We start from the raw sequence: 22,607 nt of genomic DNA, 5'->3' as shown, positions 1-22,607 counted from the left end.
GCCCTGACTTTCGGCATATGCCACAGGTCAGGTTCCTGGTTACCACCGGAGGGCCATCTTGCTTACCCCGCACCACCCCCGTTTCCTGCGCCACAGCGCAATCGCCCTGGCAATCAGCCTGGGTTTCGCCGGCGCCGCCCAGGCGCAAAGCTCCGAAGGCTCGCTCTTCGGCCGCACGACTGCCGGCGCCACCGTCAGCATCGTCAACCTCGACACCGGCCTGCAGCGCCAGGCCACGGCCGAGGCGGGCGGCGGCTTCAGCTTCTCCAAGCTGCCGCCGGGCCGCTACAAGGTCACGTCGGGCGGCATCACCCGTGAGGTCGTCGTCGCCATCGGCTCAGGTACCGAGGTCAAGCTGACCGCCGAGGAGCTGGAGCGCATCGAGATCTCCGGCCGCTCGCGCTCGCTGATCGACGTCAGCAGTGTCGAGAGCAACACGGTGTTCACGGCCGAGCAGATGCGCACCATCCCGGTGGCCCGCAACGTCGACGCCGTGGCCCTGCTGGCCCCTGGCGCCGTCAAGGGCGACCCGGGCCTGGGCAATGGCGGCCTGGCCTCCTTCGGCGGTGCGTCGGTGGGTGAGAACGGCTACTACATCAACGGCTTCGACGTCACCAACATCCGCAACTTCCTGTCCTACGCCAATCTGCCCTTCGACGCGGTCGAGCAGCAGCAGATCAAGAACGGTGGCTATGGCGCGGAATACGGCCGCTCCCTGGGCGGCGTTGTGTCGGTGCTGACCAAGAGCGGCGGCAACGAATGGAAGGCCGGTGCGGCCCTGTACTACAAGCCCGACGCACTGCGCAGCAAGGAGCCCAACGTCGTCGACAAGGACCCCGACCACCCCAACAGCTACACGGTGTTCCGCAACGCCTGGAAGCAGTCGGACCTGAGCTACACCGTCTACGCCGGCGGCCCCATCATCAAGGACAAGCTCTTCGTCTTCGGCCTCATCGAAGGCCGCCACGACACCGAGGACCGCTTCCGCCAGGGCACCAGCACCCACTACCTCGAGAACAAGCCCAAGGGCCTGCTGAAGCTCGACTGGTCCATCACCGACAACCACTCGCTGTCGTACACCGGCATCAGCAACAAGAAGAAGACGGCGCTGACCGACTACGACAACGCCGCGTCCTACTCGACCAGCCATGACGGCACCGGCAAGGGCAGCACCCAGACGGAAGGTGCCGACGTCAACATCCTGAAGTACACCGGCGCCCTGACCCAGGACCTGACGGTCTCGGCCATGGTCGGCCGCGTGCGCAGCCAGGCGGTCTATGTCACCGGCGCCCGCAAGGACGGCCTGGACTGCCCGGTGGTGCTGGACACCAACCTGGACGAAATCGGCTGCTGGTCCAAGCCTTTCCCCGGCCCGTCCATCCGTGATCCCAAGGCCCCGCCCTTCGACACCGACGTGCGCAAGGCCGGCCGCTTCGACCTCGAATGGCAGCTCGGCAGCCACCAGCTGCGCGGCGGCTATGACGCCCAGCGCTTCAACTCGGTGGCCGGCGGCGGCTCGGACTATTCCGGCGGCTACTACTACCGCTACTTCGTCTCGGCCAGCGGCACCGTCAACGGCGTCGCCAATGCGGTGCCCAAGGGCGGCCAGTACGTTCGTCGCCGCGAGTCCACGCAGACCAGCGGCGCCTACCAGGTCAACAACACGGCCCTCTACGTCGAGGACAGCTGGCAGCTCAATCGCAACTGGCTGCTGTACGGCGGCCTGCGCAGCGAGTCCTTCGACAACAAGAACGGCGACGGCGTCAGCTTCGTCAAGGCCGACAACCTGCTCGCGCCGCGGCTTGGCTTCTCCTGGAACGTGAACGGCGACTCGTCGCTGAAGGTCTACGGCAATCTGGGCCGCTACTACATCCCGGTGGCGTCCAACACCAACATCCGCGCCACCCGCGGCGAGACCTTCATCCAGAGCTTCTACACCTTCACCGGCCGCGACCCGCGCACCCAGGGCCCGCTGGGCATGAGCTCACAGATCGGCACGCCGCAGGTGGTGTCCGACGGCAAGCTGCCCGATCCGGGCACGATTGCCGACACCCACCTGAAGCCGATGAACCAGGATGAAATGATCCTGGGCTTCCAGAAGGCCATCACGCGCGGCCTGAACGGCGGCGTCAAGGCCATCCGTCGCAAGATCAACGACGGCATGGACGACTTCTGCGGCGCCTACCCGTTCCGCAACTGGGCCGACCAGAACAACCATCCGGACTTCGACGCCGGCAGCGTCGCCCAGTGCTTCCTGATGAACCCCGGCCGCGACGCCCACATCAAGCTGGACCTGGCCGGCGACGGCAACCTGACCGAGGTGACCATCCCGTCCAAGTACTTCGGCCTGGCCAAGTACGAGCGCACCTACAACGCCCTCGAACTCAGCCTGGACAAGCCCTTCGACGGCCGCTGGGGCTTCAACGCCACCTACACCTGGTCCAAGAGCCGCGGCACGGCCGAAGGCTATGTGCAGTCCACGCTGCAGCAGGAAGACGCCGGCCTGACCCAGGACTTCGACTTCGGCTCGCTGACCGACGGCGCCAAGGGCTATCTGCCCAATGACCGCCGCCACGTCATCAAGGCCTACGGCACCTACAAGGTGGCAGACGACTGGCGCGTCGGCGCCAACATGATCATCGCCTCGGGTCGTCCGATCAGCTGCATCGGCTTCGTGCCGACGACGGTGCCGGACTACAACTCGGTCGATGGCCACAGCGGCTCGGGTGCCTACACCTCCGCGTCCAGCTACTACTGCGTCAACCCGACGACCGGCAAGTCCGAGCTGGTGCCGCGTGGCAGCCGTGGCCGCACGCCCTGGACCGGCCAGATCGACGGGCAGGTCGCCTGGATGCCCAAGATCGGCAATGGCCGCCTGACGGTTCAGGTCGACGTGTTCAACATCTTCAATACCCAGAAGGTGGTGCGCGTCAGCGAAGTGGCCGACTACAGCCGCGCGACGACGTCGGCGGTCGAAGGCAAGGTCGCCCCGAACTATCTGAGCCCGACCGACTACCAGGAAGGTCGCTCGGTGCTGTTCACCGGCCGCTACGAGTTCTGATCGCGCGTCGACGCAACCAAAGCCGCCCGGGTCCGCCCGTGGCGGCTTTTTTCATGCCACGCCCCCCGCCTGAGTGCCTCGCCCAGCCAGGCCATGGGTGCAAATGTCGGCTCCGAACAACATCTGACATGCACGCGCTCTCCTCATCCACCCGGGGACGTACGTGAGGTTTGGGGTGGTCCTGACGTCACCGTAGCCCGGGGTGGGCGACTCAATTGGGGGGAACCCGAGCACCCCGCCAGATACCTTCCTTCACACTTCGCCCTTCTTTTTGTCGTGCCCGCCACGGCCTTGGCCACAAGCCGAACCAACCCCCGCCCCGGGGAGTCATCTCGTCAGGAGTCTTGAATGTTTAAACGCCATGCCATCAGTGCAGCAGCGCTGACTTGCCTCAGCGTCAGCGCGCTGCCGGCCCTCGCCCAGCAAACCCTGGACCGCGTGGAAATCACCGGCTCGGCCATCCGTCGTTCGATCAACGACGAAGGCGCTCTGCCCATCACCGTCGTCAAGGTTGAAGATCTGCGCCAATCCGGCGTGAACAGCGTCGAAGGCATCATCGAACTGCTGTCGGCCAGCCAGTCGAGCGCCCCGACGAGCAACTCGATCGGCTCCGGCACCGGCGGCGCCACCTACGCAAACCTGCGCGCGCTCGGTGCCAACAAGACCCTGGTGCTGCTGAATGGCCGCCGCATGACGGCATTTGCCTTCGGCGCCAACGCGGTGGACCTGAACAGCATCCCGTTCGCCGCGATCGAGCGCGTTGAAGTGCTGCGCGACGGCGCATCGGCCGTGTACGGCACCGACGCCATCGGCGGCGTCATCAACTTCATCACCAAGTCCAACTACCGTGGCGGCCAGATCGTGGCCGAGATCACCAAGCCCCGCGGCGACGGCGGCAAGAAGGAAGGTGGCTCGGTCACTTTCGGCTTCGGCGACCTGGAGAAGGACAGCTTCAACTTCTGGGGTTCGTTCGACAGCCGCCGCACTCAGCGCATCCGCGCTCTGGACCGCGAGTTCTCCAAGACGGGCATCATCGCGTCCCGCGGCGTGAACGGCAACTCGGGCACCACCTTCCCGGGCAACTTCGCGCAGAACAGCACCATCGGCACGGCCAACATCACCGCTCCGAACTGCGTGCCGCCCCTGTCCCTGCCCAATCCGTCGAACAACAAGGCCTGCGTGTTCGACTTCAGCTCCACGATCGACATCGTGCCTGACGTCCGGCAGAACACCGTCACCGGCCGTGCGTCCCTCAAGATCGCTCAGGACCATATCCTCACGTTCGAAGGCCTGGCCACCGAAAACAAGAACACCTCTCGCGTTGCACCGGATCCGGTCACCGGCATCACCATGCAACCGAGCAACCCGTTCTACCCCAAGACCTACCCGGGCCTGAACATCACCCAGCCCATCAGCGTCGGCTGGCGCATGGTGCCGGCGGGCAACCGGACCAATGAGTCGAACACGGCCGCCAAGCGCGCCGTCATCGATCTCAGCGGCGTCGTTGCCGATTGGGACTACCGCATCGGCGCGATCTACTCGCGCAGCACGGCCAATGACGGTGCCGTCGACGGCTACGTCAACGCGCCCTTCATCCGCACGCAAGTCGGCCTGGGCAACCTGAACCCCTTCGCAGACGCCACGCCTGCCCAGCTGGACATCATCCAGCAGGCCAAGCGCAAGGGCATCTTTGCCTACGCCGTCGGCGAAACCAAGGGTGTCGACTTCCGCCTCTCGCGCGAGCTGTTCAGCCTGCCCGGCGGTGCGGCAGCCATTGCGGTGGCCGGTGAGGCCCGCAAGGAAACCTATCGCAACGACACCAATGACGACGTCGTCCTCGCGATTCCTTCCGCCGGCCGCTCGCCCAACCACGTGGGTGGCGATCGCACGGTCAAGGCCCTCGGCGTCGAAATGCTGCTGCCCGTGATCAAGTCGGTCGAAGTGCAACTCGCCCTGCGCACCGACGACTACTCCGACGCTGGCCGCACGACCAACCCCAAGATCGGCATCCGCTTCCAGCCCATCCGCGAAGTGCTGCTGCGCGGCTCCTACAACAAGGGCTTCCACGCCCCGGGCCTGGACGACCTCTACGCTCCGCAGACCGTCACCTTCACCTCCGGCGCCAAGAACGACCCGCTGCTCTGCGATGCCAACGGCAAGGCCATCGCGGCCCTCGGCGGCGTCCAGGGTCGCGACTGCGGCCTGCAGCCTCAAGTGCAGAACGGCGGCAGCCCGACGCTCAAGCCCGAGAAGTCCAAGACCTGGACCGTTGGCGGCGCCTTCGAGCCGATCAAGGACCTGACGTTCGGCATCGACTACTGGCAAGTCAAGATGAACGACCAGATCGGCACGCTGCCGATCGACACCCTCATCGGCAACTACGAGCGCTACAAGGCCAACTTCGTTCGCTGCAACACGCTGCCGGTGGCCACTCAGGACAACCTGAGCCGCTGCCAGGGCCTGGACCGCAACAGCAACGCGATCGGCTACATCATCACGACGAACGACAACATCGGCGCCGTGAACATCAAGGGCTTCGACCTGAACGCCGGCTTCAACACCAAGCTCGGCTCGTTCGGCCAGCTCGCGCTGAGCTACGACGGCACCTACATCAAGAGCTACAAGTACCAGACCAACCCGTCCGACCCCTTCAAGGAGAACGTGGGCGTCTACATCGATGGTTCGCCGGTCTTCAAGTGGAAGCACAACTTCAGCGCTGGCTGGACCATGGACGCCTACAGCGCCCGCCTGAGCCTGCGCAACCAGAGCGGCTACGTCGACCAGAACGACCCGACCACCGTCGTGGGCGGCCCGTCGTACTACGGCAATGTCAGCTCGTACACGCTGGTCGACCTGTCGGGCACCTACAAGTTCACCAAGGCCACCACCCTGACCCTGGGCGTGAAGAACCTGTTCGACAAGGATCCGCCGTTCTCCAACCAGTCCAGCCGCTCGCAGCGTGGCTATGACCCGCGCTACACCGACCCGACGGGTCGCGCCCTGTTCGTGCGCGCCGCCTACGGCTTCTAAGCCCTCGGCGTCTCGAACCCAAGGCCCGCTTCGGCGGGCTTTTTGATGGGCGGTTTCAAACCTGGGTTGCAACACAAGACTGAGTTGGCGAGCCAATGAGGTACGACCCGGCGCCGTTACGCCAAGGCCAAACTCGCTCTTCAACTGCAAACTACTGAAATCTCCTGCCAGTTATGATTCCTTACGCGAAAAAATATCGCAATCAGGATTTATTCGGCAATCTATACAGAGGCGGCCGGGAAATTTTTACGTAGACATTGGGGATAGATAGTATTCTTCAAAAGAATACGATTTGGCGCCTGCAGATTGATTGCATTGGTAATTAATTTGATGCAGGAAGGCCATTTGATTTCATAAAAAAATTACTATTGTCAATTTTTGGCACTGCGGCACTTTTTGGCTATATGAGTGCGGCAGTGGCCAGTTGTGACCCCAATGATTTAAATTCAACCACACCGAGTCAGAACATAACGACAAAATATGTCGGCGGATTGATGCAATCCGTAGTCGTTGGGGAGCAGTCTTATACCGTAGTGCGAGATAGCGAGGGAAAAATTTCGGGGGTTGTCACTCCTTCCGGATCAATTCTTGCCATCGACCAGCTTGCGACTGTCGCGCCAGTCAAGTCGAAAAAGCCGGGTGGTGCCAAGTTGGGCGCCGAAAATCCTGATTTCATTCCTTGTGGACAGGGTGGCGGAGATTCCTTCATCATGAGTTTTGGAATTGAAAAACTTCCCGATGTCGAAATTACAGGTGAAAGTGTCAAGCGGGTTGATTACTGGGTAAATATTCTTGCCCCGATCCACAGCGACTTGGAACTGAGCGGGACGATTGACAATTCGCAAACTGACAAAAATAAACGTTGCGAAGGTCAAAAAAATGCATGCTATACAGCTGTCGACAATGATTGGAAATCGGGCGCTGGCTGGGTTCCTTTTATATGTCAGGAAGGCGGAAGGCGCGCCGGAAAATATCTCAATAAAAGTAAGTACGGCGAGGGCATAGGTATTGTGGCTGCAATCGCTTGCGGCGCAGCACAAGAGATCTGGACTCGCTACAAGAAAAAGCAGTGCGATGATCAGTTCGCGTCATGTCTGGTCGGCCCTTGAGGCATAGGCAATACTCGTGAAGGTCAAACTTACAGCGCTGATCTTGGTAGCATTAGGCTTAGTCGCATGGCTTGGGCAAAGGTTTGATCTTCCATCCGCTTCTAAAAATTCAACCGATATAAAACTTGCCGAAAGTCCTGTGCGCATTGCGCCAGAACTTGCCAATGCAGAAGCTAAACATTTTTCTGACGGCAGCTCTCAACCGCGAGATAAAATTAAATATAATACCGACAATTCAATAAAGGCGACATACTTTGGTAAAGATGTCGACTCGCGAGGATATGCACCTTTCGTTGAAGTTGCGCTTACCACGGGATCTGGCAAAGATGCAATGGATGCTGCCAACATCGTTAGGGACTGCCGCCAAGTGCATTCAAATATAGATAGGGTCAGGGAAAATCGGGCAACGCAAGTCGACAAAAATATTTATAATGGCTATGGGAAGGTAATAGACTATTTTGAATATCAAGAACGTCTTTGCCAAACTTTAAGCCCTGCCATTTTAAATAGTCGCCCTCAATTGCTTTTAAAGGCTGCTCGAGAGGGTGTAGAAGGCGGTGCGTATTTATTTATTTCCGACTCTTTGGAAATTTTCAAGAAGCTATCTGAAGCTGATTCAGTTTTAGTAAAACAGCGACTCATTGAAGACGCCGAAAATGGACATGAATCGTCTGTTGCCATGCTTGCCACAGTGGGCGAAGACATTGGTTTTACCAGTCAGCAAACAGAAGACTTCAAGGTGGCATTTTCAATTTTCTTAAAAAGCGAAGAAATTAAAGACTTTTCAAAAGAAATAATACAAAGGATTTTGCAAACAATTGATGCTTCGCCGCAAAATCAGCCAAATGAAAGATCATTAAAAATACTTCGTGCAATGAAGGCGCGCAAACAATAATTTGCCTGTTTTTGTTACTATTTCTGCGAATGGCTGACGTTTAAATTGTGTCGTGCCTTGACGTTCTAATCATCGGCGCCGGCCCTGCCGGCAGTGCCTGCGCACGCACCCTGGCGCGTGCCGGCGTGTCGGTGCTGCTGGTCGACCAGCACCCGCCCGGCCGCGACAAGATCTGCGGTGACGGCCTGATCCCGGACGCCCACCAGGCGCTGGCCCGGCTGGGCCTGCTCGACGAGGTCATGCGGCGTGCCCAGCCGGTCGCGCATGTCGGCTGCATCGGCCCCCGCGGCGGGCGCATCGACGTCCCCGGCTCGCTCGCCGTGCTGCCACGCAAGGAACTGGACGCGCTGCTGCTGCGGGCGGCCCAGGACGCAGGCGCCCGCTTCGAGCAGGCGCGCTTCGAGGCGCCGCTCGAAGTCGACGGCAGGGTGGTCGGGGCCCGGCTCAAGCGCGGCGACGAGATCGTGGAGGTGCAGGCGCGCTGGGTCGTGCTGGCCACCGGTGCCGTGCCCAGGGCGCTGACGGCCGCCGGCATGTGCGAGCGCCACACGCCCAGCGGCGTGGCACTGCGCGGTTATGTGAAGGCGCCGCAGATGGTCGGCAGGATCAAGGCGCTGGAAGTCGTCTGGGACAAGTCGGTGCGCCCGGGCTATGGCTGGATCTTCCCGGCGCCGGATGGCCACTTCAACATCGGCGTCGGCGTGACCGACTCGCACAAGGACCTCGGCGGCGGCAAGGGCGTCAAGAAGGACGTCAACCTGCGCGCCATCTTCGACGCCTTCGTCGCCAAGTACGCACCGGCGGCGGAGTTGATGCGCGTCGGCGAACTGGTGGGCGAACTGAAGGGCGCGCCGCTGCGCTGCACGCTGACCGGCGCCAGGTGGACGCGGCCCGGCCTGCTCGTCACCGGCGAGGCCGCGGGCAGCACCTATTCCTTCACCGGCGAAGGCATTGGCAAGGCCATGGAGACCGGCATGCTGGCCGCCGAAGCGCTGCTCAAGCATCGTGACGATGATGCGGCGGCCCGCGCCACCTACGAGGCCGGGCTGACGGCGCTGAAGCCCAAGTTCGACCTCTACGAACGCGCCAACCGCGTGAACGCCCACCCCTGGCTGGCCGACCTGCTGATCTGGCGGGCGAAGAAGAGCCCACGCCTGCTGGCGCGCATGAGCGGCGTGCTCAACGAGACCAGCAATCCGGGGAACCTCGTCAGCCTGAAGGGCATCTCCAGGCTGTTCTTCGAATAGCCCTGATCAGTTGGGGACAGAGCATGGCGCTGCGCGCCAAGGTCTGTCCCGCAAGGTCATCAGACTCGTTCGATGACCAACGCGATCCCCTGGCCGACGCCAATGCACATCGTGCACAGGGCATAGCGGCCGCCCGTCACTTCCAGCTGGTTGATGGCCGTCGTCACCAGGCGCGCGCCGCTGGCGCCCAGCGGGTGGCCCAGCGCAATCGCGCCGCCGTTGGGATTCACGCGCGCATCGTCGTCGGCCAGACCGAGGTCGCGCAGCACGGCCAGGCCTTGCGCAGCAAAGGCCTCGTTCAGTTCGATGACGTCCATCTGCGCCAGCGTCAGGCCGGTCAGCGCCAGCACCTTGCGCGTGGCCGGCGCCGGGCCGATGCCCATGATGCGCGGCGCGACGCCGGCCGTGGCCATGCCGACGACGCGGGCACGCGGCTTCAGCCCATGGCGCGCGGCCTGCGCCTCGCTGGCCAGCAGCAGGGCGCAGGCGCCGTCATTGACGCCGCTGGCATTGCCGGCCGTCACGCTGCCCTCGGGCTTGACCACGCCCTTGAGCTTGGCCAGGGCCTCGAGGCTGGTCTCGCGCGGGTGCTCGTCCAGCAACACGCGCACCGGGTCCCCCTTCTTCTGCGCCACCTCGACGGGCACGATCTCGCGCTCGAAGAAGCCGCGCTTCTGGGCTGCGATGGCCTTCATCTGCGAGGCCAGGGCCATGCGGTCCTGGGCTTCGCGCTCGATGCCGAAATCCCCGGCCACGTTCTCGGCCGTCTCGGGCATGGAGTCGACGCCGTACTGCGCCTTCATCAGCTTGTTGACAAAGCGCCAGCCGATGGTGGTGTCGTAGACCGCATTCGTGCGGCTGAAGGCTGACTCGGCCTTGGGGCTAACGAAGGGGGCGCGGCTCATGCTCTCGACGCCGCCGGCGATCATCAGACCGGCCTCGCCGGCACGGATGGCGCGCGCCGCCGTGCCGACGGCATCCAGGCCCGAACCGCAGAGGCGGTTGATGGTGCTGCCCGGCACCTCCACCGGCAGGCCGGCCAGCAGGGAAGCCATGCGGGCGACGTTGCGGTTGTCCTCGCCGGCCTGGTTGGCGCAGCCGTAGAGGACGTCGGCCACCTGGGCCCAGTCGACATTCGGGTTGCGCGCCATCAGTGCCTTGAGGGGCAGGGCGCCGAGGTCGTCGGTGCGGATGGAGGACAGCGCGCCGCCGTAGCGGCCGAAGGGCGTGCGAATCGCGTCGCAGATGAAGGCTTGTGTGCTCATCGGAGATAGGGACTGACGCGGTAACGCTCGCCCCGGTAGTGTTGATCGAGTCGGTCCAGCAGCGCGCCGACGGGCGCGGCGCCCCAGAAGGCCAGCCATTCGAAGGGACCGGCCGGATAGTTGACGCCCAGCTTCATGGCCGCATCGGCGCCGGCCTCATCGCAGACGCCCTGGGCGACGGCATCGGCCGCCTCGTTGATCAGCATCGCGATGGTGCGCGCGACGACGAGGCCCGGCATGTCGGCCACCGCGCGCGGCACCAGGCCCAGACGGGTCAGCCATTCGGCGGTGTGGGCATCACCGGCAAAGGCGATGTCGCCGCTGGGCGCCAGCGGCAGGTCGAAGACGGCGGTGCCGGCGCCGAAATCGCGGGCGCGGCGGCCATCGGTCAGGCGCAACTGGCGGCCATCGATTTCCAGGCCCACCCAGTCGCTGTCCAGTTCGCGCATGGCCTCGGGCACGTTGGAGACAAAGCGCTCGGCCAGCGCGCCGCGGCCATGCACGACGACGCGGGGTGCATGCGGCATTGCGATGCTGACGGCCGGCAAGGCCGGTGCACCTTCGGGATACCGGTAGAAGCCGCGCCCGCTCTTGCGGCCGAAGAAGCCGGCGTCCACCAGCTCCTGCTGCACCAGCGACGGCGTGAAGCGGCGGTCGAAGAAGTTGGCGGCAAAGACCGAGTTGGTGACGGCGAAATTGGTGTCGTGGCCGATCAGGTCCATCAGCTCACAGGGGCCCATGCGGAAGCCCGCGGCTCGCAGGCAGGCGTCGATGAGCTCGGGCGCCGCGGCGCGATCCTGCAGCAGCATCAGCGTCTCGGCGTAATAGGGCCGGGCGATGCGGTTGACGATGAAGCCCGGCGTGGAGCGGGTGTGCACCGCCGTCTTGCCCCAGCGGCCGGCCAGCTCGAAGACGGCCTGCGCGATGGCCGGGTCGGTGCCCAGCCCCGATACCACCTCCACAAGCTTCATCAGCGGCACGGGGTTGAAGAAGTGCATGCCGACGAGGCGTTCGGGTTGCTTCATGCCGCGCGCCAGCGCCGTCACCGAGATGGACGAGGTATTGGTGGCGATGACGGCATCGGCCGGCAACAGGGCCTCGAGTTCGGCGAACAGCGCGCGCTTGATGTCGAGGTTCTCGACGATGGCCTCGATGACCAGATCGGCCGTTGCCAGCGCCTCCACCGGCGTGATGCGCGCCAGCGTCGCCTGGGCAGCCTCGGCCGTCAGCTTGCCCTTGGTGACGAGACCGTCGAGCGTGGACGCCAGCTTGCTCTTGGCCGCCTCGGCCGCGCCGGCGCGGGCATCGAAGAGGGCCACCTCATGGCCGGCCTGGGCGGCCACCTGCGCAATGCCCGCGCCCATCAGGCCGGCACCGACGACGAGGATGCGGGAGTCGTTCAGATTCATGCGTTCGAGGTCCAGTTGGGCTTGCGCTTGCCGAGGAAGGCCGCGAAGCCTTCACGGGCCTCGGGCGTGGTGCGCACGCGGGAGATGGTCTGGGCGGTCAGCTCGCGCACCTCGGCCGTGACGGGGCCGGGCGCGAGGCGGGCGTAGAGCTGCTTGATCTCGGCCTGCGCCTGCGGGCCACAAGCCAGCAGGTCGGCGACGAAGGTGTCGACGGCGGCGTCCAGGCCTTCGGCCGGCACGACGCGCTGCACCAGGCCGACGCGCTGGGCTTCGGCGGCGTCGATGCGGCTGGCCGTCAGCGCCAGGCGGCGCGCCTCGCGCAGGCCGACGGCGTTGACCAGATGCGGGCCGATGACGGCCGGCAGGATGCCCATGCGCGCCTCGCTGACCGAGAAGCTCGCCGCCTCGGAGGCGACCGCCATGTCGCAGGCGCAGACCAGGCCGACCCCGCCCCCGAGGGCAGCGCCCTGCACGCGGGCGAGCGTCGGCTTCGGGCATTCGGCAATGCGCGCCAGCATGGCGGAGAAACGGCGGGCATCGGCGAGGTTGTCGTCCTGCGAAGCCGCGGCGGCTCGCTGCATCCACTGCAGGTCAGCCCCGGCGCTGAAATGCTTGCCGGCCCCGGCAAGCACGATGGCACGCACCGAAGCGTCGCCACCCAGTTCGGCAAAGGCCGCGTCCAGCTCGGCGATCAGGGTCTCGTCGAAGGCGTTGAACACGGCCGGGCGGTTCATGGTCAGCACGGCCACGCCGTCGTCGCGGCGCTGCAGGTCGAGGGAGGTCCAGGCAGGCATCCGGGCATTCTGCACTTTTCCCGACCGATCGGTCGACTCAACCATCCATACGCGCCAGCCTGCCGTTCGCCGCAAGCCGGCGCGCCGCATCCCGCCCCCCGCCTAGACTCGCCCGCCATGTCTTCCCTGTTCAACGCCCTGCACTGCCGCCAGTGGTTCTACCCGGGCCCGATGCGCGTCTTCACGCCCGAGGAAATGGCCAGGGCCGGCATGCAGCCCTGGCCGGTGGCCGTGGACAGCTACGTGGCCATGAACCTGCTGGCCCTGTTGCCGGCCATGCTGTTCACGCGCCAGGGCACGGGCTGGCACACGCAAGTGCTCTGGTGGGGGCTGTGGTGCGCGCTGGCCGCCGGCACGCTGGCCCTCGCCCGCTCGCTGTGGCGCCACCCGACGCGGGCAAGGCTCAACATCTACTGCTATGGCACGGCCCTGGTCGTCGTCGTCACCGCCGTGACGCTGATGAAGAACGGCGAGGCCGACTGGGTCAAGCGCGAGAACGTCACCTTCATCGCCGCCATGACCGGCGTGCTCAGCGCCTGGTGGATGCTGACGCTGTTCCGCGTGCAGCAGATCGAGGCCAGGCTGCGCGAGCTGCAGAACCAGGAGGCCGAGCTGCGCTTGTCCACGCGCCTGGCCGCCGCTCAGATCCAGCCGCATTTCCTGTTCAACACCCTGGCCTCGCTGCAGCATTGGGTGGACACAGGCGATGCCCGCGCCGCACCGCTGCTGCGCGACTTCACGGCCTATCTGCGCGCCACCCTGCCGATGTTCGAACGCGAGCTGCAGCCGCTGGCCGACGAGATCGAGATGGTGAGGCGCTATCTGGCCATCATGCAGGCGCGGCTGGGCACGCGGCTGGCCTTTTCCATCGCCGTGCCGGCCGGCCTCGAAGCCGACCTGCCACCGGGCATCGTGCTGACCCTGGTGGAGAACGCCATCGCCCACGGCATCGAGCCCCAGCTGCGCGGCGGCCATCTCGACATCGCCGCGCGACGGGAGGCCGGCCGCCTGGTGCTGACCATCAGCGACGACGGCCCCGGCCTCGCGCCGGGCTGGGCCGACGGCGTGGGCCTGTCCAACACGCGCCGCCGCTTGGCGGCCGCCTTCCCCCAGGCCACGCTGACCCTGGCCGACGCTCATCCCGGCTGCACCACCACGCTGAGGATTCCGACCTCATGAATCCCATCACCGCCCTGATCGCCGACGACGAGGAAGCCCCGCGCGAGCAGTTGCGCGCGGCGCTGGCCCGCCTGTGGCCCGAGCTGGACATCGTCGCCGCCAGCAGCAACGGCGTCGAAGCCTGGGACGACTGCCTGGCCCTTGAGCCGGCCATTGCCTTCCTCGACATCCGCATGCCGGGCCTCACGGGTCTGGAGGTCGGCCGCCGCCTGTCGGCCCTGGCCGCGCCGCCGCTGATCGTCTTCGTGACGGCCTACGACGACCATGCCCTGGCCGCCTTCGACGCCGGCGCCGTCGACTATGTGCTCAAGCCCGTCGACGACGAGCGCCTGGCCCAGGCCCTGACCCGCCTGCGCGCGCGGCTGACGCAACCCGCCCCCGACACCACGGCCCTGCAGCGCCTGCTCGCCAGCCTGCCCCAGGTCCGGCCGGCCATGCGCCCCATCCAGGCCAGCGTGGGCCGCGAGGTGCATCTGATCCCGCCCGAGGAAATCATCTATTTCGAGGCCGACCAGCGCTACACCCGCGTCGTCCACCAGGGCGGCGACGCGCTGATCCGCACGCCGCTGCGCGAGCTGCTGAGCCAGCTCGACCCCGACCAGTTCTGGCAGATCCACCGCAGCGTCCTCGTCAACAGCCGCTGCATCGCGCGCGCCGTGCGCGTGGACGAAGGCACCATGGTCGTGACCCTGCGCGGCCGCGACGAAAAGCTGCCGGTGTCGCGGCAATTCCAGGCCCTGTTCAAGGGGCAATGAAGGGCAAACCCTTGGGCAGTCGCCTGGGCGGGCTTCAGACAATCCGCGGCATTCCACAGGTCCCCGGTTCGGGGCCTCACAAGAGACACGACGCCGCCATGCCCACCGCCCTGCCCTCACCCCGCTTCGACCACTTCTACCGCTACGACGAACTCACCGCGCTGCTGTTCGCCTATGCCGAGGCCCGCCCCAACCTGGTGTCGGTGCGCTCCATCGGCAAGAGCTACGAGGGCCGCGACATCTGGGTCATCGTCATCACCAATCTCGCCAGCGGCATGGACATCGACAAGCCGGCGATGTGGATCGACGGGAACATCCACGCGGCCGAGCTGACCGCCTCCACCACCTGCCTCTACTACGTGCACCACCTGCTGAAGGAGCACGGCGGCACCTCGGCCGAAGCCCAGCAGATCAACCGCCTGCTGGACTCGCGCACCCTCTACATCGTGCCGCGCCTGAACCCCGATGGCGCCGAGCTGGCCCTGGCCGACCGGCCGCGCCACATCCGCAGCTCGACCCGGCCCTATCCCTACACGGAAGAGCCCGTCGACGGCCTGACCATGGAGGACGTGGACGGCGACGGCCGCATCCTGACCATGCGCGTGCCCGACCCGCATGGCGGCTACAAGAAGCACCCCGCCGACCCGCGCCTGATGGTGGCGCGCGAACCCGGCGAGCAGGGCGGCGAGTACTACCGCCTCATCCCCGAGGGCTTCATCAAGAACCACGACGGCCTGACCGTGAAGGTCAATTCAGACCGCGAAGGCCTGGATCTGAACCGCAACTTCCCCGGCGAATGGCGCCAGGAATTCGAGCAGCTGGGCGCCGGCCCCTACCCGACCAGCGAGCCCGAGGTCAGGGCCATGGTGGACTTCATCACCCAGCATCCCAACATCGGTGCGGCCATCAGCTATCACACCCACAGCGGCGTCATCCTGCGCCCCTGCGGCACGCGCAGCGACAAGGACATGACGCCCGAGGACCTGTGGCTGTTCCAGAACTTCTCCAAACTGGGCGAGAAGCACACCGGCTATCCGGCCGTCAGCATCTACGAGGACTTCCGCTACCACCCCAAGGACGTCATCACCGGCACCCAGGACTGGGTCTACGAGCATCTGGGCGCGCTGTTCTGGGTCGTGGAGCTGTGGTCGCCGAGCAAGGAGGCGGGGCTGGAGGTCGAGAAATTCATCGACTGGTACCGCGAGCACCCGGTCGAGGATGACCTCAAGCTCTTGAAGTGGAGCGACGAGAAGTGCGGCGGCCAGGCCCACGTCGACTGGGTGCCCTTCCAGCACCCGCAGCTGGGCGCCGTTGAGATCGGTGGCTGGGACAAGATGAACTACTGGCGCAACCCGCCGCCTCTACTTCGCGAGCGTGAAGCCGCCCGCTTCCCGGCCTGGATGACGCAGATCGCCATGAGCCTGCCCAAGCTGGAGCTGATCCGCACCGAAGTCCGGGCCCTCGGCCCCGACATGTGGCGGGTGCGCATGGCCGTGGCCAATGCGGGCTATCTGCCGGCCTATGTCACCCAGCGCGCGCTGGAGCGCAAGACCGTGCGCGGCGTCATGTTCGAGATCCACATGCCCAGCGGCGACCCAGCGATCAGCCTCGTCAACGGCAAGGAACGCATGGAAGGCCCGCAGCTCGAGGGCCACGCCCCCAAGCAGAGTCAATTGGCTTTCCTGTTCAACAAGCAGCCGACGGGCGACCGCGCCGTGGCGGAGTGGGTGGTGCGCGCGTCGGTGGGCACGCGCATCGCGCTGTCGGCCAGCGCGGAGCGCGCGGGGTTGATCCGGACCGAGGTGGTGCTGGACTGATTGGGTGGTGCTGCGCGCCTGTTGCGCGCCATCCGAACGCCCGTGTCCCCTCGAGCGACAGGGAGTGGGCCGTGGTGCGGTCGTCGGCTTCAGGCTGATCTGAGTCATTCGTTGCTCAGCGCCTGAGCGACAGACTCAGCCAACACCGTTCACTGAGAGCCGCTCGCTTGAACGGCAGCTTCAGGCCCGGAACCGACCGCCCGCTTACCCCGCCAGCTCCGTTCAGGCGTGAGCGACGGCCTCGGCGCAAATGGACAAGCATCACGAGAGTGCAAGGGAATCACCTTGCCAACAGCACTGGTGGCGTACCCAGGGCGGTCATTCATCGCTTGTGCGCCAGCAAAAATGGCACTTCACCTCGGCCGATTCCGATGTCGAGCAACTCGCGCTCACCCATCTCCAATAGCTCCTTGCGGCCACTGTCGGCCTTTGGCCGCGTGGGAAGAATGCGAAGAAGATCGCCGACTCTCTTACCGGCTTGTCGTAGGGACGCTGTATTCATGGGCTCCATCGTTGCACCTGCCGATCTATCATGGAAGACAAGTCTTCTGATGACGAATATCAGGAAAGCTGATGCGATCACTCAATCTCGACCAGCTTCGGACGCTCGTTTCTGCAGTGGACCTCGGCACCTTCTCTGCGGCTGCCGCGGCATTGCACCTTTCACAGCCCACCGTGAGCCTGCATATCGCTGAGCTTGAGGAAAGGCTGGGCGTTCGCCTGCTCTTGCGCGGCAGCGGAGGTGTCAAACCGACGGGCGCAGGCGACCTCCTTGTCCAGCGCGCCAGAGCGCTGCTTCGTGACGCCGGGGAAGCCGTGGAGGCGGTTCGCCGCTATGCGGCGGGGACTGTCGGCCATGTCAGGCTCGGGTCAACCACCAGCATCGTCACCTTCCTCCTGCCCGACGTTCTACGGTCGATGGAGGCAACGCATCCGAACATTGCTGTCGACATCCGCATCGTCGGGACCTTCGATGCCCTGGCGGATGTGTCCCGTGGCGACCTTGACGTAGCCCTGGTGGGTTCGCAGGAAGTGCCTGAGGACCTCGTCGTTCGACGGTGGCGGCGCGACCCCATGATGGCGTTCTTGCCCGAGTCCTGGGCGCCCCCAAAGCGAGTGACCCCGAAGTGGCTGGCCGACAAGCCCCTCATCGCAAACGACGCGACCACGCTGCTGCACAGGCAGACCGCTGAGTGGTTTGCGTCGGGCGGCGTGGTTCCGCAGCCGCGAATCGAGATGAACTACACCGAGGCCATGAAGAGCCTGGTGGCCGCTGGCTACGGCGCCGCGATCCTTCCTGTCGAGGGCCCCTCTGCTGCCGCAGCAGTGGCCGGCATGCGAGCGGTGCCACTGAGCCCGGCGTTGTGGCGGGAGACCTGGATCGTCCACCGCGCACTGCCCATGGTGGACGGTGCCACGCTCAAGCTGCTGGACACGCTCAAGCAGCTCGCTCAGTGGTGATGCGAGCTTGCCTTCCGCCTGAGGTGCAGAAGCGCCTTTGACAGACGGCGAACGCCATCTTCGATGGTGTCCACGTCCAGCAGCGCATAGCCCATGACCAGGCCGGCTGAGCGTGTCGATGTCAGCGCGGCCGTGCTCGGATGGAACAACGGGCTGATGGGATGCACGCGCACGCCTTGATGCCTTGCCGCCTCGATCAGGGCGCTCTCTGCCGCCGCCGGCACCGCTCGGAACCACGCCACGACGTGCAAGCCACTGGCGGCCCCTTGCACCTCAACCTCATCGCCCAGATGACGGCCCAGCGCGTCCACCAACGCGCGCTGTCTTGCCTGCTGCAGGCGGCGGATTCGGCGGACATGCCGGTCATAGCTGCCGTCCTCCAGCAGCCGGGCCAAGGCTCGCTGCACAGCAGTCGCCGCATGTCGGTCGGTCACCCGCTTGGCGTCGGCAAAGGGCTGCACCAATGCAGGAGGCAGCACCATGTAGCCCATCCGCATCTGTGGCGACAAGGTCTTGGAGAACGTGCCCACGTGGATGACGCAGCCACGGGTGTCGAGCGACTGCAGCGTCGCCTCTGGCCGCACTGCGTAGCGGTACTCGCTGTCGTAGTCGTCCTCGATGATCCATGCCCGCTGCTCGGCAGCCCAGTCCAACAGTTGCCGCCTCCGCGCGATGGGCAGGAAGGAGCCCAGCGGGAACTGATGCGTCGGCGTGACGTAGGCCAGTTTTGCCGGGCCCAGCTTCCCCAGTTGCTCGGTGACCAGGCCGTGCGCGTCAACGTCGGCGCAGAGCAACTGTGCACCGTAGGCTTCAAAGGCATGGTGCGCCATCCGATAGCCGGGGTTCTCCACGACCACGCCGCCACCCGGATCGACGAGCAAGCGGGCGCAAAGGTCGAGCGCCTGCTGCGAGCCATTGACGATCATGAGCTGCTCGACCGAACAGGCGAGACCGCGAGCCTGGCTGAGGTGCGCCTGTAGAGCCCGGCGAAGCTCCATATTGCCTCGCGGGTCCTCGTACTCAAGGCGCCGACTCCGCTGACTTTCAACGGCGCGCATCGCCTTCACCCAGGTCAGCGTCGGAAAGTCGCTGCCGGACAGCGGCCCGTAGACGAAGTCAATCTCGCCAAGCGCCGTCGGCCTCGGGTCGCTCAGCTTGAGCGCAGCGATATGTTGGCCAATGGCAGACAGTGAGCCGGCGAGCGGGTCTGGTGCGGTTGGCTTCGTTCGCTCACGCTTGGCTCGGCCTGCGTGCATCCCCTGTGCGGCTCCAACGGCGACGCGGCTGGCTGCGCCGGCTCTGCTTTCGATGAAGCCGTCGGCTGCAAGCTGCTCGTACACCAGAGAGACGGTGGCGCGTGACAGACCGCGTTCCAGAGCCAGAGCGCGCGTCGAAGGCAGCGGTGCGCCGGCAGCGTAGGTGCCATCCGCGATGCGTGCGCGGAATTCTTCGTAGAGCGTCCGGCTCAGGCCGGTCCGGCGTTCGTCAGTCGACATGGAAACTGGTCTGGTGAACTGATGCAGAACTGGCTATTTTCTACAGGCCAGCATCGGCGCAAAGTGACGCCTTCGCCGGAGTTCCGGCTACATCGACAGCCGGCACGCCCATGTACCTGCCCAAGCAATTTGCCGAACCTCGGATTGAAGAGCTCCATCGCATCGTCCGCGAGAACTCGCTGGGGATGCTGGTGACGAACACTGCCGGTGGGCTGGAGGCCAACCACCTGCCGTTCCTGCTTGATGGCGATGCGGCGGGTGCTGGCACCTTGACCGCGCACGTTGCACGGGCGAATTCTGTCTGGAAGGACGTGCGCGATGGCGACGAAGTGCTCGTTGTGTTCCGTGGCGTGAACGGCTACATCTCCCCGAGTTGGTATCCCGGCAAGAAGGAGACGCATCGACGTGTGCCGACCTGGAACTACGAGGTGGTTCATGCGCACGGCGCCATCCATATCCGTGACGACGAAAAGTTCATTCGAGGCGTCGTGGCCCGGCTAACACGTCAACACGAGGCTGACCAGGCCGAGCCCTGGAAGATGGGCGACGCGCCGCCCGACTACATCACCGAGGAGCTGAAGCACATCGTTGGCATTGAAGTCCGGCTGAGTCGCCTGGAAGGCAAGCGCAAGCTGAACCAGCACCATCAGCCTCAGGACCGCGAGGGCGCCATCCGTGGCCTGGAAGCTCGCGGGAACCAGGGCCTCGCGCTGGCCATGAAGGACACCGCGCCGAAGGCTTCGTCATGACGCCATACAGGCTGCACTGCTTCAAGGAATCGGGCAACTCGTACAAGGTGGCGTTGGCTCTATCCATCGCCGGCCTGCCGTGGGACAAGGTCGTCGTTGATTACTTTGGCGGCGAGACTCGCCAGCCGGCCTGGCGGGCTGAGGTGAACGAGCTTGGCGAAGTGCCCGTGCTGGAGGTCGATGGCCGGAAGCTGTCCCAGTCGGGCGTGATCCTGCTGCATCTGGCTGAACACGCCAATGCATTGCGCCTGTCTGAAGAGGAACGCCCTGAGGTTCTCCGCTGGGTGCTGTTCGACAACCACAAGTTCACCGCCAACCTGGCCACCTACCGTTGGCTGCGGACTTTCGCGACGCCGGCCCCACACGAGGCGGTGCTGGCCTTCATGCGCCAGCGCACCGCGGGCGCCTTCGACATCGTCGAGAAGCACCTTGGCATGCAGCGATTCATCGTCGGGGATCGACTGACCATCGCCGACCTGTCCTTGGCGGGCTATGTGTTCTATCCCAAGGAAGAGCTGGGCTTCGACATTCAGACCGAGTACCCGAACATGGCTGCATGGATGGGGCGCATCGCGCAGATTCCGGGCTGGCAGGCCCCCTACGACTTGCTGGGCTGAGGGGCGGATGTACAGCGCCACCTTCACCTTCGCCAAGGGCGAGTACGACGACGAGTTCCACCATCTCGACAAAGTCATTGCCGACGTAGCCAAGGGCATCCCAGGCTACCTGGGTGAGGAAGCCTGGGAGAACCCGACTGCGGGGCTCATCTCGACGGTCTACTACTGGGAGACGCTGGAAGCGCTGCAGCAGCTGGTCGAGCATCCAGCTCACATCGCCGCCAAGCGGAAGCAGGCTCAGTGGATCAACGGCTATCACATCGTCGTCGCCCAGGTCATCCGCTCCTACGGTGACGGCGGTATCGGTCATCCGCTCTCGGCTGCTACCGGCACGCCTCCATCACACCAACCCTGAGCATCCAGCCATGTCGCTTCTCGCCTTCATCTTCGCTGCTGTGGTCCTGGCCATCACCCCAGGCCCCGGCATCGCCTACGTGGTGGCCCGTACCGTGGCCGGTGGCCGCACCGAAGGGTTGGCCTCCTGTCTCGGCACCGGGATCGGTGGCCTGGTCCACGTGCTGGCTGCCGCCTTCGGCCTGTCACTGCTCATCGCGCAGTCGGCGTGGGCGTTCAACTTGGTCAAGTACGTCGGTGCCGCCTACCTCGTCTACCTGGGCGTACGCATGCTGCTGTGCCGCACCCCTGACGACGCCGCGAGAACGGTCAGTGCTCAAGGAGCACGGCGCGCGTTCACGGAAGGCATCGTGGTCGAAGCCTTGAACGTCAAGACGGCCTTGTTCTTTCTGGCCTTCCTGCCGCAGTTCACGGCGCCTGATTCGCCACTGGCACCGCAACTGGTGGTGCTGGGATGCATCTGCGTCGCGCTGAACACCCTCGTGGACGTTCTCGCTGTGCTCGGCGCCGACCGGATGCTGAAATCCAGCAAGGCCCGGGCAGCTCGGGCGAAGGTCTTGAGCCGCGTCTCGGGCGGCACGATGGTCGTGCTGGGCGTTTTCCTGGCCACTGCGCGGCGCGGCACCTGAAGCCGCTTGGCTAAACTGGATTTCCCACGGGCCGCGCGGCCCTGGGCGGAAGCAGGGACGACTCTGCTTCTCGTGCATCGTCGGGGACGGCCCCATCTTCATGGGGAACCTGATGAACTGGATCGTTCTATTCGTTGCCGGCGTTCTTGAGGTCGTCTGGGCTGTCGGCCTCAAGTACACCGAAGGCTTCACGCGGCTTTGGCCGTCCGTAGGGACGGGAGCCGCCTTACTGCTCAGCATCGGTCTGCTCAGCTGGGCTATGCGCGACCTCCCGGTCGGTACGGCCTATGCCGTCTGGGTGGGCATTGGTGCCGTGGGCACGGCTGTCATTGGGATGGCTTTTTTGGGTGAGCCTGCGACGTCAGCCAGATTAGGGAGCCTGGCGCTGGTGGCTGCAGGCATCGTGGGCCTCAAGCTGAGCTCCAGCGCCTAGGCTCCTTCCTGAAGATTCAAGGCAGCTGGGCAATGCGTTTATTCAACGCGGTTGCTGAGCAGTAAGCGATTGCTGTGGCCCGACGAGGCGTGTGTCAGCCCGCCGACGCGGACGTCTACTTGTCCGCTGGCAGCGGTCATCAACGACCGCTCGGCGCACGGCGAGCGGATGTCGGCTTTGTGTCCGAAACCAGGAAGCCAACCAACTGCTACGGATGACAGCAACCGCTGGAGGCTGTGTGAGAACGCATCGGATGTGTTGTTCACAACCGGATGACGCTCTTGATCCTGAGCGCTTGCTTCTATCC

At 64.9% G+C, this 22,607-nt stretch carries 20 protein-coding genes; 14 read left to right on the top strand and 6 right to left on the bottom strand.

Features of this window, described 5'->3' with window-relative positions:
* Positions 1-58: 58 nt before the first annotated feature.
* The 5 genes from AC3WOE_RS28775 to AC3WOE_RS28755 all read left to right on the top strand — a co-directional run bounded on the left by AC3WOE_RS28775 (position 59) and on the right by AC3WOE_RS28755 (position 9,342).
* Positions 59-3,061, top strand: coding sequence for a TonB-dependent receptor (locus AC3WOE_RS28775; protein WP_492695619.1), 3,003 nt, complete (start codon positions 59-61; stop codon positions 3,059-3,061).
* 348 nt (positions 3,062-3,409) lie between these two features.
* Positions 3,410-6,091, top strand: coding sequence for a TonB-dependent receptor (locus AC3WOE_RS28770; protein WP_492695617.1), 2,682 nt, complete (start codon positions 3,410-3,412; stop codon positions 6,089-6,091).
* A 368-nt stretch (positions 6,092-6,459) separates the two neighbouring features.
* Positions 6,460-7,200 (top strand): hypothetical protein, encoded by a 741-nt coding sequence (locus AC3WOE_RS28765; RefSeq protein ID WP_492695615.1) that lies wholly within the window; start codon positions 6,460-6,462, stop codon positions 7,198-7,200.
* 16 nt (positions 7,201-7,216) lie between these two features.
* Positions 7,217-8,095, top strand: coding sequence for a hypothetical protein (locus tag AC3WOE_RS28760; RefSeq protein WP_492695612.1), 879 nt, complete (start codon positions 7,217-7,219; stop codon positions 8,093-8,095).
* A gap of 47 nt (positions 8,096-8,142) precedes the next feature.
* The gene (locus tag AC3WOE_RS28755; protein ID WP_492695610.1) at positions 8,143-9,342 is read left to right on the top strand and encodes an NAD(P)/FAD-dependent oxidoreductase; all 1,200 of its coding nucleotides are present in this window, start codon (positions 8,143-8,145) and stop codon (positions 9,340-9,342) included.
* Positions 9,343-9,401: 59 nt separating this feature from the next.
* Here the strand turns inward: AC3WOE_RS28755 and pcaF are convergent, their stop codons facing one another.
* Genes pcaF through AC3WOE_RS28740 form a run of 3 tightly spaced genes read right to left on the bottom strand, consistent with a single transcriptional unit; the run spans position 9,402 to position 12,810 of the window.
* Positions 9,402-10,607, bottom strand: coding sequence for a 3-oxoadipyl-CoA thiolase (gene pcaF / locus AC3WOE_RS28750; protein ID WP_492695608.1), 1,206 nt, complete (start codon positions 10,605-10,607; stop codon positions 9,402-9,404).
* A complete protein-coding gene (locus tag AC3WOE_RS28745; RefSeq protein ID WP_492695606.1) occupies positions 10,604-12,016 on the bottom strand; it encodes a 3-hydroxyacyl-CoA dehydrogenase in 1,413 nt (470 codons plus the stop codon). The genes pcaF and AC3WOE_RS28745 overlap by 4 nt, the downstream gene beginning before the upstream one ends.
* Positions 12,013-12,810, bottom strand: coding sequence for an enoyl-CoA hydratase-related protein (locus tag AC3WOE_RS28740; protein WP_492695604.1), 798 nt, complete (start codon positions 12,808-12,810; stop codon positions 12,013-12,015). The genes AC3WOE_RS28745 and AC3WOE_RS28740 overlap by 4 nt, the downstream gene beginning before the upstream one ends.
* A gap of 117 nt (positions 12,811-12,927) precedes the next feature.
* On the opposite strand from AC3WOE_RS28740, the gene AC3WOE_RS28735 reads away from it, so the two are divergent.
* The 3 genes from AC3WOE_RS28735 (at position 12,928) to AC3WOE_RS28725 (ending at position 16,561) form a co-directional block, all read left to right on the top strand.
* Entirely contained in the window at positions 12,928-13,989 is a 1,062-nt protein-coding gene (locus AC3WOE_RS28735) for a sensor histidine kinase (RefSeq protein WP_492695602.1), read from the top strand.
* Positions 13,986-14,744 (top strand): LytR/AlgR family response regulator transcription factor, encoded by a 759-nt coding sequence (locus AC3WOE_RS28730; RefSeq protein ID WP_492695600.1) that lies wholly within the window; start codon positions 13,986-13,988, stop codon positions 14,742-14,744. The genes AC3WOE_RS28735 and AC3WOE_RS28730 overlap by 4 nt, the downstream gene beginning before the upstream one ends.
* Positions 14,745-14,842: 98 nt before the next feature.
* The gene (locus AC3WOE_RS28725) at positions 14,843-16,561 is read left to right on the top strand and encodes a M14 family metallopeptidase (RefSeq protein WP_492695598.1); all 1,719 of its coding nucleotides are present in this window, start codon (positions 14,843-14,845) and stop codon (positions 16,559-16,561) included.
* Positions 16,562-16,883: 322 nt separating this feature from the next.
* On the opposite strand, the gene AC3WOE_RS28720 is transcribed toward AC3WOE_RS28725, so the two are convergent.
* Positions 16,884-17,063, bottom strand: coding sequence for a YjiS-like domain-containing protein (locus tag AC3WOE_RS28720; protein ID WP_492695596.1), 180 nt, complete (start codon positions 17,061-17,063; stop codon positions 16,884-16,886).
* Between the two features lie 71 nt (positions 17,064-17,134).
* Between AC3WOE_RS28720 and AC3WOE_RS28715 the strand changes: the two genes are divergently transcribed.
* Positions 17,135-18,022, top strand: a complete 888-nt coding sequence (locus tag AC3WOE_RS28715) for a LysR family transcriptional regulator (protein ID WP_492695594.1) — start codon at positions 17,135-17,137, stop codon at positions 18,020-18,022.
* Here AC3WOE_RS28715 and pdxR read toward each other — a convergent pair.
* The gene (gene pdxR / locus AC3WOE_RS28710; protein ID WP_492695592.1) at positions 18,013-19,518 is read right to left on the bottom strand and encodes a MocR-like pyridoxine biosynthesis transcription factor PdxR; all 1,506 of its coding nucleotides are present in this window, start codon (positions 19,516-19,518) and stop codon (positions 18,013-18,015) included. The genes AC3WOE_RS28715 and pdxR overlap by 10 nt on opposite strands.
* A gap of 110 nt (positions 19,519-19,628) precedes the next feature.
* Between pdxR and AC3WOE_RS28705 the strand changes: the two genes are divergently transcribed.
* The 5 genes from AC3WOE_RS28705 (at position 19,629) to sugE (ending at position 22,300) form a co-directional block, all read left to right on the top strand.
* Positions 19,629-20,267: an FMN-binding negative transcriptional regulator gene (locus AC3WOE_RS28705; protein ID WP_492695590.1), complete on the top strand. Its 639-nt coding sequence runs from the start codon at positions 19,629-19,631 to the stop codon at positions 20,265-20,267.
* Entirely contained in the window at positions 20,264-20,884 is a 621-nt protein-coding gene (locus AC3WOE_RS28700) for a glutathione S-transferase family protein (RefSeq protein WP_492695588.1), read from the top strand. Before AC3WOE_RS28705 ends, AC3WOE_RS28700 begins: the two co-directional genes overlap by 4 nt.
* A gap of 7 nt (positions 20,885-20,891) precedes the next feature.
* On the top strand, positions 20,892-21,239 hold the full coding sequence (locus AC3WOE_RS28695; protein ID WP_492695586.1) for an antibiotic biosynthesis monooxygenase family protein: 348 nt from the start codon (positions 20,892-20,894) through the stop codon (positions 21,237-21,239).
* Between the two features lie 10 nt (positions 21,240-21,249).
* Entirely contained in the window at positions 21,250-21,867 is a 618-nt protein-coding gene (locus AC3WOE_RS28690) for a LysE family translocator (protein ID WP_492695584.1), read from the top strand.
* A gap of 112 nt (positions 21,868-21,979) precedes the next feature.
* Entirely contained in the window at positions 21,980-22,300 is a 321-nt protein-coding gene (gene sugE / locus AC3WOE_RS28685) for a quaternary ammonium compound efflux SMR transporter SugE (protein WP_492695582.1), read from the top strand.
* A 38-nt stretch (positions 22,301-22,338) separates the two neighbouring features.
* On the opposite strand, the gene AC3WOE_RS28680 is transcribed toward sugE, so the two are convergent.
* On the bottom strand, positions 22,339-22,607 hold a 269-nt coding region (locus tag AC3WOE_RS28680; protein WP_492695580.1), incomplete at its 5' end, for a hypothetical protein.

It is taken from the genome of Roseateles sp. FW305-36 (genome assembly GCF_058787015.1).
The sequence above is the reverse complement of the archived record's forward strand: the minus strand, read 5'-3'. Positions and strand labels throughout refer to the sequence as shown.

Excerpts from the sequence above, each read along its gene's own strand:
- AC3WOE_RS28735 (WP_492695602.1), top strand. The coding sequence starts at position 12,928 with ATGTCTTCCCTGTTCAACGCCCTGCACTGCCGCCAGTGGTTCTACCCG.
- AC3WOE_RS28770 (WP_492695617.1), top strand. The coding sequence starts at position 3,410 with ATGTTTAAACGCCATGCCATCAGTGCAGCAGCGCTGACTTGCCTCAGC.
- AC3WOE_RS28720 (WP_492695596.1), bottom strand. The coding sequence starts at position 17,063 with ATGAATACAGCGTCCCTACGACAAGCCGGTAAGAGAGTCGGCGATCTT.
- AC3WOE_RS28725 (WP_492695598.1), top strand. The coding sequence starts at position 14,843 with ATGCCCACCGCCCTGCCCTCACCCCGCTTCGACCACTTCTACCGCTAC.
- AC3WOE_RS28715 (WP_492695594.1), top strand. The coding sequence starts at position 17,135 with ATGCGATCACTCAATCTCGACCAGCTTCGGACGCTCGTTTCTGCAGTG.
- AC3WOE_RS28705 (WP_492695590.1), top strand. The coding sequence starts at position 19,629 with ATGTACCTGCCCAAGCAATTTGCCGAACCTCGGATTGAAGAGCTCCAT.
- AC3WOE_RS28740 (WP_492695604.1), bottom strand. The coding sequence starts at position 12,810 with ATGCCTGCCTGGACCTCCCTCGACCTGCAGCGCCGCGACGACGGCGTG.
- sugE (WP_492695582.1), top strand. The coding sequence starts at position 21,980 with ATGAACTGGATCGTTCTATTCGTTGCCGGCGTTCTTGAGGTCGTCTGG.
- AC3WOE_RS28745 (WP_492695606.1), bottom strand. The coding sequence starts at position 12,016 with ATGAATCTGAACGACTCCCGCATCCTCGTCGTCGGTGCCGGCCTGATG.
- AC3WOE_RS28730 (WP_492695600.1), top strand. The coding sequence starts at position 13,986 with ATGAATCCCATCACCGCCCTGATCGCCGACGACGAGGAAGCCCCGCGC.
- AC3WOE_RS28700 (WP_492695588.1), top strand. The coding sequence starts at position 20,264 with ATGACGCCATACAGGCTGCACTGCTTCAAGGAATCGGGCAACTCGTAC.
- pdxR (WP_492695592.1), bottom strand. The coding sequence starts at position 19,518 with ATGTCGACTGACGAACGCCGGACCGGCCTGAGCCGGACGCTCTACGAA.
- pcaF (WP_492695608.1), bottom strand. The coding sequence starts at position 10,607 with ATGAGCACACAAGCCTTCATCTGCGACGCGATTCGCACGCCCTTCGGC.
- AC3WOE_RS28695 (WP_492695586.1), top strand. The coding sequence starts at position 20,892 with ATGTACAGCGCCACCTTCACCTTCGCCAAGGGCGAGTACGACGACGAG.
- AC3WOE_RS28690 (WP_492695584.1), top strand. The coding sequence starts at position 21,250 with ATGTCGCTTCTCGCCTTCATCTTCGCTGCTGTGGTCCTGGCCATCACC.